Source organism: Pseudomonas sp. MDV22-iso1, assembly GCF_058145095.1.
Window position 1 is genome coordinate 1 of the sequence record NZ_JBYVMF010000013.1, and the last position, 15,964, is coordinate 15,964.

Genomic DNA, 15,964 nt, shown 5'->3' on the forward strand with positions numbered 1-15,964 from the left:
GATCTGGCGAGCATTCTCACCTAAATGGGTGTCCGGTTTCATTAGACCACTACAGGTGTCTGCGAAAAACCAAGTAACTTTTGACTCTGAATCTGAGGCCCAGGCTGCCGGATATCGAAAGGAGGGCAACTGCAAATAGTTGTTTCTCGTTGAAACCCAGCCTTGCGAAACTGAGGCTGGCACCCAACCTTAGACTGAGACATACGTCCTGTTTTTGCTATTTTCATAATTGATAAAGTCATTCACCGCAGGCGGTTGCAGCTAAGGCTTGGGCGCCCCATCTTTCTCCATCCAATGAGCCCATCGCTGACTGCCAATTAGGAGTAAAAAATTGCTTAACCGTCCCGACAAAGACGCGCTCCGTGCACTGCTGGAATCGCAAGTCCAAGAAAAACTGCAGCACGCCCCTGACGCTGTAACGACCTATGCGGCCCAGCCTTTACCTGACCGAAAACCGTATACCAGCAAACCCACGGTTCAGGACAAGGCGTTTCACAAGGAGCTCGAGCAGATGCGTGCAGACGCCGAAGCTGGAGTGATACATACGCCTAAGCGCGAGCCGGAAGATGGAGGCGCTCCTAGCCTTAAGCTTGATGATTATCCGGATCTGTAAGGTGCCATTGAGAATCTACAGGCAGGAACTGCTTGCCGGCTCATAGCAACGGAGACCACATGTGAAAAAGCCACCTATGAAAATCATGATCGAAGAATGGGTTGGTGACGGTGCGATTCGAATTCCCGATGAGGCGCTGCAGGAGCTCGAGCTTGATGTCGGCGACTCGTTGTATTTGATAGAGGAGTTTGTCGGCAATACACGCTGCCTTGTCCTATCAAAAACGCCTCAGATTGCGGATCGAGTAGACGAGCTCACTGAAGCCTGGGATAGCGGACAACATGGCAACGCTTGGGAGAAATCAGGCCGCCGCGATTCGCTTGCGTGATTCGTCTCGTCGACCTTCTGGCGTGTCCAGAAAGCATCCCATTTGCATGGCCAGCCCGAACGTTTCAAATCGAAACGGGAGCATCTCGGTTAGAAAAAACGAAGCCCCGGAGGTTCGCGGCTCCAGGGCTTCTATTTTCGCCTCCATCCCTTAATGGTTTGACGAACGTGGCCGGGACATTACCAGCGTCGTTTTGATATTTCACTACGACTTTGGATAAATGTGTTCGATCAGCGAAGCATCAGGGGCGAACGTTGAAACACATACACCCTTAACCGAATGCAGTAGGGTCTGGCTTGCGAGCGATCATCTGGTCACAGGGGTGGAGAACTATTAACAGGAGACGTGGATCGCAGGCGAATCATGTTGAGCAATCGTTGACGAAGCACTTCGTCTTGAAGCTGCTCTGCTGCTCTAGCCGACTCCACAATCACCGTCACTAAAGAGCAATTGGCTGCACCATATTGACCGTTGGGATAGTCGTCCTGACGTCATCGTTGAGTTTCAAGCGCACGGCTCGGAGCTCAGCGGGATTGCCACCAATGCCGGACACAAGTGCCTCGTATGCACGACTTCCCTCCGGGGCAGTCACCAGAGCGGATACCTGCCGCACGTCACTCCCCAATGCGACCCGTAACTGGCCATCTGAATCGGTGATGCCACCAAGCTCGGCATGCACCCATGCCAGCACGCGGTTAGTCGACCAAGAGGTCTCGTACTCAAGTCTCCTATTGGGAAGGATCGGCGTCTTGTCGATCGCACTGAAACGTGGGTCACCCATTGCGAATTCGATCCGCGTCTCGTAGCTGATGATTGATCCATGCATATCCAATTGGCCGGGCGCCCGATACGCCACAACCATGCTCAGCAAGCCGTCTCCGTTTTCGGCGGTCGAATAATTGGAATGAACAATGTGATGAGAACTGATCACATCGGGCACGGCGGCGAACCAGGCCACGAGGCTCTCATGGTCGCGCGCAAAAAGGTGATTCCCTCGGTGGCCGGATAGCCGCACCTGCGGGTGGAACATTGTCAGATGTGCGTCGAGCTCCCCTCCTGGCGCTTCCAGAAACGCGAACCATCGATGGGCAAGGTGAAGTGCGACATGATGCCGACCTGTAATCGGCGGCTGAGTGACTATGTATGCTCCAGTCATGGGCGCGCTCCTGCTTTCTCCTGTTCAGCGGCAGCGGCCGGCGTAGATCCAATCTCATCCATCGCGTCGCTAATAGCATTGATGGCGTTCAACCGCGCCGACTCACCTGGCATCATCAGGTTGATCATCACCTCGTCAGTGCCGTAGGCGTCCACTAGACCACGAAGCTGGGTAACGACCTGGGAGGCCGTTCCGGAAATGAGCCTACCCTTATTACGCTCGCGTACAGCCAGCTCTTCAGACGTCCAGCGATGGTCACGAGTGGTGGCGAGCGAAGGTATCCGTTCAAACGGGCTCGCGCTCTCCGCATAGGTAAGCCAGAGGTGGAACGCGTCGGCGTATTCCCTAGCCTGGGCCTCGCTATTACCGACCGCCACAAAGACCGCCGCGATAACCGAGGGATCCGGGGAAAAGTCGCTTGGTTGGAACGCAGCACGGTACGCTTTGGCCGCTAGAGGGCCGTCACCGCGCGGGTTGATGAAGTGGGCGAAGGTGAAGCCGAGGCCTGCCTGCGCGGCGATCTCCGCTGTCGCACCAGACGCGCCAAGCACAAAAGGTTGAGGTCTATCGCGGGTCTCGGGATGTGCGCGCATACCCGCATACGGCGAACCTGGCATGTGACGTCCAGTGACAAAGCCCAGCAGATCGGAAACCTTGCGGGAATATGGAATCGACTCGCTCTTCTCATCGTTGAGCGCCATGCTCGTACGACGGTCGGCGCCCGGAGCACGGCCGAATCCGAGATCGATCCGGCCCGGGAACAGTGCCTCGAGGAGCTGATAGTTCTCAGCAATCTTCAAGCTGCTGTAGTTGGGCAGCAGCACGCCACCGGAGCCCACCCGGATCGCCTTAGTCGCCGAAGCGATACGCGACATAAGTATTTCCGGCGAATTGCTGGCGGTAGCCGGAGCGCCATGGTGCTCCGATACCCAAAACCGTTTGAATCCTTTCTCTTCCACACACTGTGCCAGGCGTACGCTGGCCGCAAGTGCATCGACCGGGAGAAGACCTTCATCGACGGGGGAATAATCCAGAATGCTAAGCTTCATCGACTTCGACACTGATCACGCTCCTTTAGCCTGTTCAACTGCCTGCTCATCGCTGGTGTTGCTTGCTGGCCAGACGACTTCCAGGCGGGTGTGGGTGATGCGCCATTCGCCGTCAATACGTTGGTACTCATCGGCGTAGATGCCAAGCAGCAGCAACGGATTAGGGTCAGGCTTTGAAGCGGTTTCGAAATCGATCAAATAGCAGCGGCCTAGTGCGGTATCCGGCCCAGTGAGCTTGACCCAGTGGTTAGTGATCGCATGCATGAAGGGATAGCTTCCCCGATGATCCCGATCGTACAGCTTGAATGCTTCATTCAGACCGACCCGTATGGCGTCGATGCCTTCCATCTTGCCGACGGTGACCTCCACTACCGCATCCGCGGAGAAGACCTGGTCGAGTGCGGCGATGTTGTTGCTGTCCAAGTGGTGCGCGTAAATAGTTCTGAGGTTGCGAATTTCTTCACGATCAAGCAGCCCTTTGAGATTGATGTCCATGGTAAGTAACCTCTGTAGTTAATTAATGGTTAGCGGGAAAATCAGATAATCCCCTTTGCTTTAGCGCTTGTGGTGAGCCGCCGCCCGATGACGGACGCTCATGAGTATTGCTGGGTATCAGGCAAGGGTGACGCCAATTTCGAATGCCGGGGCCTCTGCGGTGGTAAACCAACCTGGCCGGTAATCGCTCCAGCAGATACGCCACTGGCCATCGTCTTCGCGTCGCGCGCGGATCTGGTAGTGGGCGCCATAGAGCGAGTGTCCCTGCGCATCGACCGGACGCTCCGGGATGATCCGTGCGACGATCATTTGTGCATGCCGGCCATCGGCCTCAATCTCCAGCCGCACCACATCGGCGAAGTGCTGCATCCATGGCCAAAGCCGTCGAAAGCTTTTGAGCTGACCGACAATGGCATGACGCCCCTGCAAGGGCCCGATCGGAGCGAAGCCACCTGCCGCGTCATCTGTATAGCAATCACTTAGTAATGCGATGTCGCCTTGGTCGATAGCCCAAGAATATTTGCTATAGAGCTCGCGCACGGCAACTTCCGCATCGGCTTGCGGCAGAGCATTGCCGATCAATGCCCATGGGGAATCCAGCTCACTTACGATCATCGGCGGGACATCGCCTAACTCCCATCCCGCGTCGCTCGGCGGTATGCGCCAATGCGCTGCTAATGGCAGGTCACCTTTGCACCAGTTCACATTAATGCGGGCGTTGGCCAGCATCCAGCGGCCGTCATTCCCATGGAACTGGAACCGAAGCACCACACTGGCCCCGAACAGCAAACGTTGTTGACCACGGCCGAACAGGCCATAGACATAGGCGCTAGCAACTGCCTGCCCGTTCCTACCGACTACAATCGCGTGATTGCTGGTACGCATCCATAAGAGGGCTGAGGCGTCGGCGGCCAGCAAACGGCGCCAATCGGCGATGCCCCTGCCTTCGCCATGCTGACTGCTTTTCAGCATGGCGGTCTTGGCCAGCACTGGGGTGAGCGTGTGCCACTCTCCGTCCGACCAAGCGGCGAAAAAATCATCCATCACAGAGGTCAACGCCGAACGTGCCTCTGCTTCAATGAGGGGAAAGGACATGACAGCTCCAAATCAGTAGAGCCATCACTTTAATGATGTTCGAATGAAAGATAATCTAGGATCAATTCCAAACATTTTAGCTTCGCAGGATGAAATATCACTGCCGCTCGTGTTTGAATGTGTCGATCGATGCCGTCGGTGTGAAGGATGTATCTGACACAGCGAAATGGTTGCTTAAACTTAGGACAACCCAATAAATGTATTTTTCATCCCTATTGAGACTCATGAGCACATCTCACTAACCTTTGCCGATTTACCCGTCTAGTCCATATTCGTAAGCTCGCTTACTGTTCCCCCCACGCTAAACGTCGGGAGATCGAAATGCACAAGCGCACGCTCGGAAACAGTTCACTTGAAGTGTCAGCTTTGGGTTTAGGCTGCATGGGCTTGAGCCATGGCTACGGCCCCGCCACGGATACCCAGCAAGCCATCTCGTTGATTCGCTCGGCAGTTGATCTAGGTGTCACGTTCTTCGATACCGCCGAGTTTTACGGCCCCTATCTCAATGAGCAAGTTGTCGGCGAAGCGCTGGCGCCAGTTCGCGATCAGATCGTGATCGCCACAAAATTCGGCTTCGCCGTCGGCGCCGACAATACAAAGCAGACTTTGGACAGCCGGCCCGAACGTATTCGACTCGCCGTTGAAGGTTCGTTGCGTCGATTGAAAACCGATTACATCGATTTGCTGTATCAGCATCGGGTTGACCCAAACGTGCCCATCGAGGACGTCGCCGGTGTAGTAAAAGATCTAATTGGTGAAGGCAAGGTCAAGCACTTCGGTCTGTCGGAGGCTAGTGCGCAAACTATTCGCCGCGCCCATGCGGTACAACCGGTCACAGCGCTGCAGAGTGAATATTCCTTATGGTGGCGCGAGCCTGAGAAGGAGATTTTGCCGACACTTTGGGAGTTGGGTATTGGCTTCGTGCCGTTCAGCCCGCTAGGTAAGGGTTTTCTCACCGGCACCGTATCGGCAGAGGCCACTTACGGCAGTGACGATTTCCGCAGCATCGTCCCGCGTTTCAGCCAGTCGGCGCTGCAAGCCAACCAAGGGCTGGTGGTGTTGATCCGGCAGATCGCCGCGCACAAACAAGCCACCCCGGCGCAGATCGCGCTGGCCTGGCTACTGGCGCAGGCGCCTTGGATTGTGCCGATTCCGGGAACGACCAAACTGCATCGCCTTGAAGAAAACCTCGGCGGCGCGGACATCACGCTCGATGCGGGCGACCTCAAAGCGATTGATGTTGCATTGGCGCAGATCCGCATCGAAGGCGAGCGTTATCCCGAATCACTCAAGGAACGCGTCGGGCGATGAGCAACGATCACGACCCGCTGCGGCGTACGGTCATCGCCGCACTTGCGAGCGCGCCACTACTGTCGCTTGCTGACACGCATACCACCAGTGAAGCACCGCGTTCAGGCTCTCGAATTCTGGTGGCGTGCTTTTCTCGCTCAGGCAATACACGCGTGGTCGCCGGGCTGATTCAACGCGGCCTTGGTGCCGACCTCTTCGAGATTCGCCCGGCCCACGCATATCCCGAGGATTATCTGCGAACCGTGGAACAGGCGCGTCAGGAGCGTGACGAAGGCTTCGAACCCGAGCTGCAAAGCAAGGTTCGCGCCGTCAATGAGTACGACATGATCTATCTCGGTTTTCCGATCTGGGGTGAAACTGCGCCGCCAATCATCCGTGCTTTTTTGAGTGCTCACGACCTGACCGGCAAGATCCTCATCCCCTTCAACACCCACGGCGGTTATGGCTTGGGCAACAGCCGCAGCGTTCTCATAAAACATGCACCGAAAGCAAAAGTGCTGGACGGCTTTGTGATGGAGGGGGAGCAGGAGCGCAAGACCATCGAGCGCGTGAACGGTTGGCTGAGCGATCACCCCATCACGGGTTAATCGAATTCTTTACGGAGTGACATTATGAAAATCCGCACGCTGGGCAACGGCCTTGAAGTTTCCGCACTCGGCCTAGGCTGCATGAGCATGACCTCGGCCTACGGGCCACCAGCCGACAAAGCCACCATGATCAAGCTGATTCGTTCGGCGCACGAGCAAGGCGTCACGCTATTCGACACCGCTGAGGCGTATGGCCCTTTCGCCAATGAAGAGCTGCTGGGTGAAGCCTTACAGCCGATCCGCGAGAAAGTGGTGATCGCCACAAAGTTCGGCTTCGATATTGACTTGATCACTGGCGCACGTGGCGGCGGCACCAACAGCCGCCCGGAACACATACGCGCTGTGGCAGAGGCATCGTTGAAGCGTTTACGTACTGACTGCATCGACCTGTTTTATCAGCACCGCGTTGATCCGCAGGTGCCGATTGAAGACGTGGCCGGCGCCGTTAAGGATTTGATAGCCGAGGGAAAGGTCAAGCATTTCGGTCTATCCGAGGCGGGCGTGCAAACTATTCGCCGGGCACATGCGGTGCAGCCAGTGACGGCGGTGCAAAGCGAATATTCGCTGTTCTGGCGTGGCCCGGAACAGGAGCTCCTTGGCACACTGGAGGAACTGGGTATTGGCTTCGTTCCGTTCAGTCCACTTGGCGCAGGCTTCCTCACGGGGCAGATCGATCAGAACACCCAATTTGACGCGAGTGACTTCCGCAATTTTGTCCCCCGTTTTTCTCCTGAGGCGCGTAAGGCCAACCTGGCTTTGGTCGATGTAGTGAAAGCCGTCGCGCAACGCAAAAATGCCACGCCGGCGCAAGTGGCACTCGCATGGTTGTTGGCGCAAAAACCGTGGATTGTGCCGATCCCTGGCACAACCAAACAACATCGGCTGGAAGAGAATCTTGGCGCGGTTGAACTGCAACTGACGAATGACGATCTGCGCGTGATCAACCAGCAGATGGCCCAAATTCAAGTGCACGGTGAACGCTTGCCGGAGTCGGCGCTGAAGATGACCGGACTCTGAGTCTGCCCAACGCGGCTCCGTGTATGGAGCCGCTTCATTGCCTGACCGGAGTTGATCCAATGAACCGATTGATCGCACCACTTGTTGCTTTATCACTCATGACCGGAGAAGCCCAAGCCGCCAGCGAAATCCGCGTAACACCGAATGGCTCACAGCCCTCGATCCAAGGGGCGGCGCAAAACTTTACCGGCACGGTGCGCGTGGATGGTCTGTTCAAGGGAGAACTGCCAGCACGCATCGGCGGCGGCACGGTAACCTTCGAACCCGGCGCTCGAACTGCGTGGCACACCCATCCACTCGGGCAAACGCTGATCGTCACAGCTGGTGTCGGCTACGTGCAGCAAGAGGGTGGCCCGCGTCAGGAAATTCGTCCGGGAGACATTGTCTGGATTCCGCCAAATACTCGCCACTGGCATGGCGCCACGGTCAGCAACGGCATGACGCACATAGCGATTGCTGAAGCCGAGCAAGGCAAGACTGTCACTTGGGCGGAAAAAGTCTCTGAGGCGCAATACGCTGGTGAATGAAGTTACGAAATGTGTCGGACGCTCTTGTCTGACACCTTCGCAGAGATCCATTACATCACCTTCAAGGCCCGCTTCTGCGGGGTGCGAAGGGTATTCAACTAGCATCTCTCAGCCGACTCATGAGTTCTGCTCAGGAGTCCTTGCGCAATATCGGGGTTAATCGTCCCAAACTTCCTCCGTACGATCCAGCAACACCGCAACGACTCGCCATGGATAGAGCCTCATGATGACCAGTGACGCAAGCAAGACCAATGCCCTCTCCGCACTGTTGATACTCTGTTTGAGCGCTGGTGCGATGTTCAGCGTGACCACTCAAGCCGCCGAGGCATCGCAAACCGTGACGATCTCATCCGCCAGCTCAGAATCACTGTCGACCCGACAGCAAGCGATTCCCCTGATTGCCGCGTTTATGGCGACTAGCGACATGCCTAGCCTCAACGCAGCCCTCAACCAAGGACTCGATGCGGGCCTGAGCATCAGCGAAACTCGGGAAATTCTGGTGCAGCTCTACGCCTACGTCGGTTTCCCACGCAGCCTTAATGCCTTGAACGAATTGATGACGGTGGTGCAGGCACGCAAACAACGCGGCATTGCAGATGCGCCGGGACGCGAACCAAGCCGGGCGATTCCGGTCGGGGCTGAGTTGTTGGCGGCGGGTACGGCGAATCAAACGAAGATCTCCGGCGCCCCGGTCAAAGGCCCGGTGTTCGAATTCGCGCCAGTGATCAACCAGTTCCTGCAAACCCACCTGTTCGGCGACATCTTCGAGCGCGACAACCTCGACTGGCAAAGCCGCGAACTGGCCACCGTCGGGGCGCTGGCAGCGACGCCGGGCGTGGAATCGCAACTCCGCTCGCACATGCTGGCGAGCCTTCGTGTCGGACTCAGCGCGGCGCAGTTGCGTCAAGTGACCGATTTATTGAAAAAGCACGGTGATGCCCAGACCGCCGAGCGTGCGAGTACAGCGCTGGCTCAAGCCCTCGCAGCTTCGGGGAAATAAAATGACCGCTAAAAAATTGTTGGGTATCACCCTCCTTAGCCTTTTGGCAGCTTGCGCAAACCAACCCGATAGTTCCGGCCCACTGATAATTGAAAAGCAAGGCAGCTTCGCCGCTGGCGGAACGATGACGACTGCACCAGGTACGTTCAACCCGCGCAAACCAATGACGCCCGACGGCCAAACCTATCACGGTGACCACGCCTACGCTTTCTACCAAATCCCGGTCGATGCGCGAAAACTGCCCATCGTCATGTGGCATGGCGCGGGTCAGTTCTCCAAAACCTGGGAAACCACCGCCGATGGCCGCGAGGGTTTTCAGAACATTTTTCTGCGCCGTCACTACGGCGTTTATCTGATCGATCAGCCACGGCGTGGTGATGCCGGGCGCAGCATGGTCGAGACCACAATCAAGCCGACGCCGGACGAACAACTGTGGTTCAACCAGTTCCGCATTGGCCTGTGGCCCAACTACTTCAACGGCGTGCAAGTGGCACAGGATGCCCAGACCCGCGAGCAGTTTTTCCGGGCAATGACGCCGAACACCGGGCCGTTTGATATGGGCGTGGTCTCTGATGGCGTATCGGCGATTTTTGACAATATTGGCCCCGGCATCCTTTTTACACACTCTCAGGGTGGCGGGCCAGGCTGGTTGACGGCGATCAAGAACGACAAGGTCAAAGCCATCGTGGCGTTCGAACCGGGCAGCAGTTTCGTGTTTGCTCAAGGTGAAGTGCCGGCGCCGATCCCCAGCGCGTTCGACACGGTGCAAGGCGCAGCGGTGCCGATGGAGCAGTTCATGGCTCTTACGCGCATTCCGATTCTGATCCTCTACGGCGACAACATCCCGGAACAGGCCGTCGACCTGCCTGCTCAGGACAGTTGGCGTGCTCGCCTGAAGATGGCCCGGCTATGGCGTGACGCGGTCAATCGGCACGGTGGCGATGTACGACTGATCCACTTGCCCAAGACCGGCATCAACGGCAATACCCACTTCCCCATGTCGGATCTGAACAACGTGCAGATCGCTGATCTGGTGTCGCAATTCCTCAAAGAAAAACAGCTGGACTGATCCGCCCCTTCTTTCGACTGCCTCCCTTTTGATTGCTCAGGAGTTTCACGTGAAAAACACTCTCAAAGCCACGCTCATGTCGGCATTGGTCGGTCTATCTACCGGTGAAGCCTTGGCCGCCGACTACAAAAAAAACCCGTTCACGCTGGCCTATGACGACGCGATCACTAGGAACGAACCGGGCAAGGTCAACATCCACCCGGTCAGCTACAAGCTCAATGGTCTGGACATCGCCGCCAACGTTTACACCCCGGCCAATTACGATGCGAAGAAGACCTTCCCGACAGTGGTCGTCGCGCACCCCAATGGTGGTGTGAAAGAACAAGTCGCCGGCCTGTACGCCCAACGTCTGGCCGAACAGGGCTACATCACCATAACCGCCGACGCGGCGTACCAGGGCGCCAGCGGTGGTCAACCGCGCAGCATCGATAAACCCTCGTATCGCATTGAAGACATCCACGGCATGGCTGATTTCATCAGCCAGTTTGCAGGCGTCGACGACAAACGCCTGGGCCTGCTCGGTATTTGTGGTGGTGGCGGTTACTCATTAGCTGCGGCGCAAACCGACAAACGCTTCAAATCGCTGGCGACAGTGAGCATGTTCAACTCGGGCCTGGTGCGTCGCAACGGCTATAACGACTCGCAAAAGGACAGCATTCAACAACGTTTGCAGCAGGCGTCGGCGGCACGTGCGCAAGAAGCAGCCGGTGGTGCGGTGCTGTATTCCGGTGATGCCAACCTCACCGATGAACAGATTGCCAAGCTGCCCTTCGAGCTGTATCGCCAAGGCTACGAATACTACTGGAAGACCCACGCACACCCGAACTCGACCTTCAAATACACCACCAGCAGCCTGCTGGATCTGATGCGTTTCGACGCCACCGACCATATCGAACTGATCAACCAACCGTTGCTGATGATCGCCGGCAGCAAGGCCGACAGCCTGTACATGACCCAGGATACGTTCCCCAAAGCCACCGGCACCAAGGACAAGGAAATGTTCATCCTCGACGGCGCCACGCATATTGAAACCTATTGGGTGCCACGCTATGTCGACGCCGCAATTGGTAAACTGACGACGTTTTACGCTCGCACCCTGTAATGAGGTCTCTGAGGGTCGCGCATCTGTGCGCAACCTGCTTTCATGGAATGATCACGCGTCCCTCATGAGAGGCTCTCATCAATGTCCCGCGCTAATCTCAATGATCTGCAAGCCTTCGTGGCCATCACCCGCGAGGGCAGTTTCACCCGTGCCGCTGCACAGTTGGGCGTCTCGCAGTCGGCGTTAAGTCACACCATGCGTGCACTTGAAAGCCGGCTCGGGGTACGCCTTTTGACGCGCACCACCCGCAGCGTTTCACCAACCGAGGCAGGTCAGCGGCTTTATCAATCGATGGCGCCGCGCTTTGACGAAATCGAACTGGAACTGGCCGCCGTCAGCGAGTTTCGCGTCACTCCTGCCGGCAATGTTCGCATCCAGGCGTCCGAGCATGCAGCGAACAATATTCTCTGGCCAAAGCTGTTGAAAGTGCTGCCCGACTACCCGGACATCAAGGTCGAAATCACCGTCGATTACGCTCTATCCGACATCGTCGCGCAGCGGTATGACGCGGGTGTGCGTCTGGGCGAACAGGTAGCCAAGGATATGATTGCCGTACCAATTGGGCCATCGTTGCGAATCGCAGTGGTGGGCTCGCCTGAATATTTTAAAGGGCGGCAAATTCCCAAGGAACCAGCGGATCTGTCCGCGCACAATTGCATTAATCTGCGTCTCCCGACTCATGGGAGTCTCATGCAGTGGGATTTCGAAAAGGACGGGCACGAACTCAAGGCCCGCGTAGAGGGGCAGTGGACATTCAACAGCAGCGTGCCAATTTTGCGTGCGGCTGTGGCGGGATGTGGTTTGGCGTTTCTTCCAGAAGACATGGTCGCCAACGAACTAGCGGGGGGCAGTCTCGTGCGGGTTCTGGAAGATTGGTGCCAGCCTTTCGCGGGCTACCATCTTTACTATCCGAATAGACGTGAGCATTCATCCGCATTTGGCGTTGTGGTTGACGCATTAGTTTATAAACGATGAGCTATGGGCAGGGGTTGCCTAATTATGGCGTGCCCCTACAGCGCAAGCGGAGCGCGCCGGCCCACGATGGGCCAAAGGCTTGAGAATGAAAGCCCGTAGGGCCAAAACTTGACGTAGTCAGGGTTTGGTTTCACGCCAGCCGCACCCCGAAGGGGGCAAGCCCAAAGCAGAAGTAATGTGAAACGTCCACGAACTACGAGGCAGGAAGGTCACCGAAGGCCTCGAGAAACATTCTCTCCATGACGACCGAGGCAGCGCCTTCGAGAAAGTGCTCCTGATTGCTGATATCGAACCGCACAGGATTGATATGAATGACCGTCGCACCGTGACCCAAAGCACGTATCGGAAGCTCCGCAGCCGGGTAAACAATCCCGGACGTACCAATCGAAAGGAAAACATCGCAACCCTTTGCAGCTGCGAGACCTACGCTCCATGCGTCCTCAGGCAGCATCTCCCCGAACCAAACTACACCAGGTCGAACATACCCGTTGCAGGCACTGCATCGCGGCGGCTCCATCCGACGTCCATCCTCCGGCAGCGCGTCAGGCGGGAGGGGTAACGTATGCGCCAGCCCGCACTCGATGCACCGAGGCGAATGCAGGCTGCCATGTGGATGAACCACATCCTAGCTGCCGGCTCGTGCATGGAGATCATCAACAATCATCGGGCCTGGCGGTAACTTCTCATCCTTACCCTCCTAACCGCCGGTAGCCGAGTTAAGATCGTCAGCAGGCAAACCTTTGCTCACTCTAAAAAAACCCCGCAACCGGGATGCGGTGCGAGGTAAAAATTGGCTGGTTGCGGCCAACCAATGGAGCTCTATAAAAAACGCCTACGGGCCAGGTTCAGATGCATTTCTGTATGGCGCGTTTAAAACTCGAAAGCAGGAGGTTCGAGGCCAGCAAATACAGCTCGTCGATGAACACCTTGCCGCTGTTCTCATAGACTTCCAGCACGTTGCCCGCCGAAACTTTGCCCGGCAATACGACCCCTGGCTTCGCTGGGTCTGCGAAACGGTCGGGTTCAACGCGCAGCCCTGCAATGTCGGTGCATTGAGCATAGGGTTTATTGCGCCATTCAGTGCCGATACTTGCCTGGTTTAAATTGCCCCACAAGGGCACTCAACGAAGTCAGAATTGGTAACAGACTCTCAGCAATTGAGTCTGCCTTCGTAGTGGGTCGCATGCCTCCATCACGACGAACAAACAGCTGATCGCAAAAACAGATCCGCATTTCAGCCAATGCATTGCTAATTGCTGGCTGCTTTACTCCCAAGATGCAAGCGGCAGTGCTGACGCTGGCCTCACGATAAACTGTCATAAATATAATGAGCTTGTTTACATCAATTGCCCGAAGCCCTGCCAAATCAAGCAGCATAAATACTCCAACCATACTTCGGCTTGCGATATTGACCGAATCGTTTGTAATGAAAAAAGTCACTATTTAGACCAACCACCCTCCCCCCTTTAGGGAGCAATAGCTGTCGGTTCTACTTTCGAACAATGCCTCCCAACCTTTGCCTTGCTAGAAGCGGCATCGACTGACTTTGCGCAATTGCTTAATCTTTCAATGTGTCGGGAAGAGTGGCAGGACATCGGCAGCTAACTCATCCATCACCTCGATATAGGGGCGTCGGCTGACCTTGGGGTTGAGGGCAACGTGATTGATACCCACCGACTTAACCGCTTCAAGAAATCCAATCAACGAACGCCGACCAGCACGGAAGCCTCCAGGCATGCGACGTAAAGGCGCATCGGCATCATCGGCCAAGTCCAGGAATGCCCCAACACCTAGCGGTTTGAAATAACCTTTCCCTAGGCTTCGCTCAACGGCGATTCGCCACTGCTCCGCGACCGTCGATAAGTAGTCTGGATCAGGCGCCGCACGAATGAGTCCGTCGAGGTTCTCTGCAATCCATTCAAGACTTTGTTGTGCTTGGCCGATGGCGATTGTGGGAGAGCGGTCGACAACAGGTTTGGGGATAAGCTCGAACTGCCCATTCAAGCGACCGAAGCGAGGCGAGTCGTAAACCGGAAAGCGTTCTTCCGTAACTGTTCGGAATACTGTGTAGGCCTCACGAAATCGATCTCCGCGGGAATCATAATCCACACCGAATAAGGGATACTCAGCAGGTCGGTCACCCGATGAAATTCCCAGCATCATTCTTCCGGCCGAAAGATGGTCGAGCGAAGCAATTTGTTTGGCAAGTATCAGTGGCTCCCGTAACGGCAAAACAACGCCCGCTGTACCGAGAGTGATGTTATGCGTTACGGCCGCAAGGTAACCAATGTAAGCGATTGGATCGAAGACTTGAGCGACATCACCGTACGTGGGGTCGTAAAAAGGAACATCTCGTAACCAGAGCGCTGCAAAGCCGAGCTTGTCAGCTCTAATTGCCATTGACGTATGATCTTCCATGGTCGGCGCCGGCCTGCCTGGATGGGTTTCCAGAGGCATGATCAGGCCGATGGTCAACTCCTGGGGTGCGAACAACCGACGGTAACCGGGGTGTTGATTCAGACGGTAGATGGGCTTCTGAATCTCGTCAGGCAATAGTGCAGAACTCATTCGTCCACTCCTACTTTAGGGAACGAAGATATTCTATTCCTGTATGATTTGATGATTAAGCCGATTAAATTCCACACATTGAAGCCCTGGATTCTAAAATGACTGAAATCACCTTTGACGGCATTCGGGAATTCGTTGCCGCCGCACAGTCACTCAGCTTTACAGCCGCAGGGCTAGAGCTTGGGCTGACCAGCTCCGCCGTGGGGAAAAGCGTGACCCGTCTGGAAGCGCGATTAGGCGTCAAGCTTCTACATCGTACAACCCGCCGTTTGATCCTCACTCAAGAAGGGGAAGCTTACTTGGCGAGCTGCTTGCGGGTGTTAGACGAGTTGGCCGAAACGCAAGGACTCCTTACAACGGGACAGCAAGAACCAATCGGCCGACTCCGCGTTGATCTGCCAGCTACTTTCGGCCGACGTCACATCCTGCCTACCCTGATCGATATGTCTGTTCGATACCAAAAGCTCGATCTGTCAGTCAGCTTCAGCGAGCGTCTGGTAGATATAGTCAACGATGGTATCGATCTCGTCGTCAGGATCGGAACCTTGAAAGATGATGCTGACATAGTCGCCCGAAAGCTGGGCAGCCAGAGCTTGTTGATCTGTGCAACACCAGACTACTTGGCTAGGCACGCCCCACCCCAAACTCGAGACGACCTCTTACAACATGACTGCATCGTAGGCTGGCGCAATGGCACCCGGAAAACCTGGATGCTGATTGATGAGAACGGCCAAACCTTTGAACAAGAGGTGCGTGTCAAACACGAAATGGGTGATGGTGAGATGTTGCTGAAAATGACGCTCGCCGGGGGAGGACTCGCACAGCTGCCCACCTGGCTGGTTCAGGACTATATCGAACAGGGCGAGTTGGTTCCCGTACTTGAAAGCTACGCCGGAGCCGAGATGCCGATTCACGTCATCTGGCCCCGAACGCGATACATTCAACCCAAGATCAGAATGATCGTGGACGAGCTGTTAGCACTCGCCCAGCGCGATTCGAAAATTTTCAGGCCTGGGTAAAGGTACCCAATCAAGGCAGGCCAGATTCACATCTTGGCCCCTTCGATCAGGTT

The 15,964-nt window shown here is 56.0% G+C and carries 18 protein-coding genes and 1 pseudogene; 11 read left to right on the top strand and 8 right to left on the bottom strand.

Annotated elements, in window-relative coordinates; genetic code table 11:
- Nucleotides 1-331: 331 nt before the first annotated feature.
- Together AC3ZVB_RS15875 and AC3ZVB_RS15880 are read left to right on the top strand one after the other, a co-directional pair.
- Nucleotides 332-613 (top strand): hypothetical protein, encoded by a 282-nt coding sequence (locus AC3ZVB_RS15875; protein WP_490147068.1) that lies wholly within the window; start codon nucleotides 332-334, stop codon nucleotides 611-613.
- Between the two features lie 76 nt (nucleotides 614-689).
- A complete protein-coding gene (locus AC3ZVB_RS15880) occupies nucleotides 690-941 on the top strand; it encodes an AbrB/MazE/SpoVT family DNA-binding domain-containing protein (RefSeq protein ID WP_459729999.1) in 252 nt (83 codons plus the stop codon).
- A 439-nt stretch (nucleotides 942-1,380) separates the two neighbouring features.
- Here AC3ZVB_RS15880 and AC3ZVB_RS15885 read toward each other — a convergent pair whose 3' ends face one another.
- The 4 genes from AC3ZVB_RS15885 to AC3ZVB_RS15900 all read right to left on the bottom strand — a co-directional run bounded on the left by AC3ZVB_RS15885 (nucleotide 1,381) and on the right by AC3ZVB_RS15900 (nucleotide 4,736).
- Nucleotides 1,381-2,097, bottom strand: a complete 717-nt coding sequence (locus AC3ZVB_RS15885; protein ID WP_490147069.1) for a hypothetical protein — start codon at nucleotides 2,095-2,097, stop codon at nucleotides 1,381-1,383.
- Entirely contained in the window at nucleotides 2,094-3,158 is a 1,065-nt protein-coding gene (locus AC3ZVB_RS15890; RefSeq protein WP_490147070.1) for an LLM class flavin-dependent oxidoreductase, read from the bottom strand. The genes AC3ZVB_RS15885 and AC3ZVB_RS15890 overlap by 4 nt, the downstream gene beginning before the upstream one ends.
- Before the next feature lie 3 nt (nucleotides 3,159-3,161).
- On the bottom strand, nucleotides 3,162-3,641 hold the full coding sequence (locus AC3ZVB_RS15895; protein ID WP_490147071.1) for a nuclear transport factor 2 family protein: 480 nt from the start codon (nucleotides 3,639-3,641) through the stop codon (nucleotides 3,162-3,164).
- Nucleotides 3,642-3,758: 117 nt separating this feature from the next.
- Nucleotides 3,759-4,736, bottom strand: a complete 978-nt coding sequence (locus AC3ZVB_RS15900; protein ID WP_490147072.1) for a nuclear transport factor 2 family protein — start codon at nucleotides 4,734-4,736, stop codon at nucleotides 3,759-3,761.
- A 321-nt stretch (nucleotides 4,737-5,057) separates the two neighbouring features.
- Between AC3ZVB_RS15900 and AC3ZVB_RS15905 the strand changes: the two genes are divergently transcribed.
- The 8 genes from AC3ZVB_RS15905 (at nucleotide 5,058) to AC3ZVB_RS15940 (ending at nucleotide 12,324) form a co-directional block, all read left to right on the top strand.
- Entirely contained in the window at nucleotides 5,058-6,047 is a 990-nt protein-coding gene (locus AC3ZVB_RS15905) for an aldo/keto reductase (protein WP_150688130.1), read from the top strand.
- On the top strand, nucleotides 6,044-6,634 hold the full coding sequence (locus tag AC3ZVB_RS15910) for a flavodoxin (RefSeq protein ID WP_490147073.1): 591 nt from the start codon (nucleotides 6,044-6,046) through the stop codon (nucleotides 6,632-6,634). The genes AC3ZVB_RS15905 and AC3ZVB_RS15910 overlap by 4 nt, the downstream gene beginning before the upstream one ends.
- A 24-nt stretch (nucleotides 6,635-6,658) precedes the next feature.
- Nucleotides 6,659-7,651 (top strand): aldo/keto reductase, encoded by a 993-nt coding sequence (locus tag AC3ZVB_RS15915; protein ID WP_150688132.1) that lies wholly within the window; start codon nucleotides 6,659-6,661, stop codon nucleotides 7,649-7,651.
- A gap of 59 nt (nucleotides 7,652-7,710) precedes the next feature.
- Nucleotides 7,711-8,178: a (R)-mandelonitrile lyase gene (locus AC3ZVB_RS15920; RefSeq protein WP_490147074.1), complete on the top strand. Its 468-nt coding sequence runs from the start codon at nucleotides 7,711-7,713 to the stop codon at nucleotides 8,176-8,178.
- A 223-nt stretch (nucleotides 8,179-8,401) separates the two neighbouring features.
- The gene (locus AC3ZVB_RS15925; protein WP_490147075.1) at nucleotides 8,402-9,178 is read left to right on the top strand and encodes a carboxymuconolactone decarboxylase family protein; all 777 of its coding nucleotides are present in this window, start codon (nucleotides 8,402-8,404) and stop codon (nucleotides 9,176-9,178) included.
- Between the two features lie 124 nt (nucleotides 9,179-9,302).
- Complete coding sequence (locus tag AC3ZVB_RS15930) at nucleotides 9,303-10,247, top strand: alpha/beta hydrolase (RefSeq protein WP_490147076.1); 945 nt, start codon at nucleotides 9,303-9,305, stop codon at nucleotides 10,245-10,247.
- 49 nt (nucleotides 10,248-10,296) lie between these two features.
- The gene (locus tag AC3ZVB_RS15935) at nucleotides 10,297-11,349 is read left to right on the top strand and encodes an alpha/beta hydrolase (protein WP_490147077.1); all 1,053 of its coding nucleotides are present in this window, start codon (nucleotides 10,297-10,299) and stop codon (nucleotides 11,347-11,349) included.
- Between the two features lie 81 nt (nucleotides 11,350-11,430).
- Nucleotides 11,431-12,324: a LysR family transcriptional regulator gene (locus AC3ZVB_RS15940; RefSeq protein ID WP_490147078.1), complete on the top strand. Its 894-nt coding sequence runs from the start codon at nucleotides 11,431-11,433 to the stop codon at nucleotides 12,322-12,324.
- A 193-nt stretch (nucleotides 12,325-12,517) separates the two neighbouring features.
- Here AC3ZVB_RS15940 and AC3ZVB_RS15945 read toward each other — a convergent pair whose 3' ends face one another.
- The 4 genes and pseudogenes from AC3ZVB_RS15945 to AC3ZVB_RS15960 form a co-directional block, all read right to left on the bottom strand.
- Nucleotides 12,518-12,946: a Sir2 family NAD-dependent protein deacetylase gene (locus tag AC3ZVB_RS15945; protein WP_459729987.1), complete on the bottom strand. Its 429-nt coding sequence runs from the start codon at nucleotides 12,944-12,946 to the stop codon at nucleotides 12,518-12,520.
- 223 nt (nucleotides 12,947-13,169) lie between these two features.
- Nucleotides 13,170-13,372: pseudogene (locus tag AC3ZVB_RS15950) on the bottom strand (hypothetical protein); the annotation flags it as partial.
- 29 nt (nucleotides 13,373-13,401) lie between these two features.
- Nucleotides 13,402-13,716 carry a LysR family transcriptional regulator gene (locus tag AC3ZVB_RS15955; RefSeq protein ID WP_490147167.1) on the bottom strand — a complete coding sequence of 105 codons (315 nt, stop codon included), beginning with the start codon at nucleotides 13,714-13,716 and terminating at the stop codon, nucleotides 13,402-13,404.
- Between the two features lie 174 nt (nucleotides 13,717-13,890).
- Nucleotides 13,891-14,892 (bottom strand): LLM class oxidoreductase, encoded by a 1,002-nt coding sequence (locus AC3ZVB_RS15960; protein WP_459729985.1) that lies wholly within the window; start codon nucleotides 14,890-14,892, stop codon nucleotides 13,891-13,893.
- Between the two features lie 98 nt (nucleotides 14,893-14,990).
- Between AC3ZVB_RS15960 and AC3ZVB_RS15965 the strand changes: the two genes are divergently transcribed.
- Nucleotides 14,991-15,911, top strand: a complete 921-nt coding sequence (locus AC3ZVB_RS15965) for a LysR family transcriptional regulator (protein WP_459729984.1) — start codon at nucleotides 14,991-14,993, stop codon at nucleotides 15,909-15,911.
- Nucleotides 15,912-15,964: the final 53 nt, after the last annotated feature.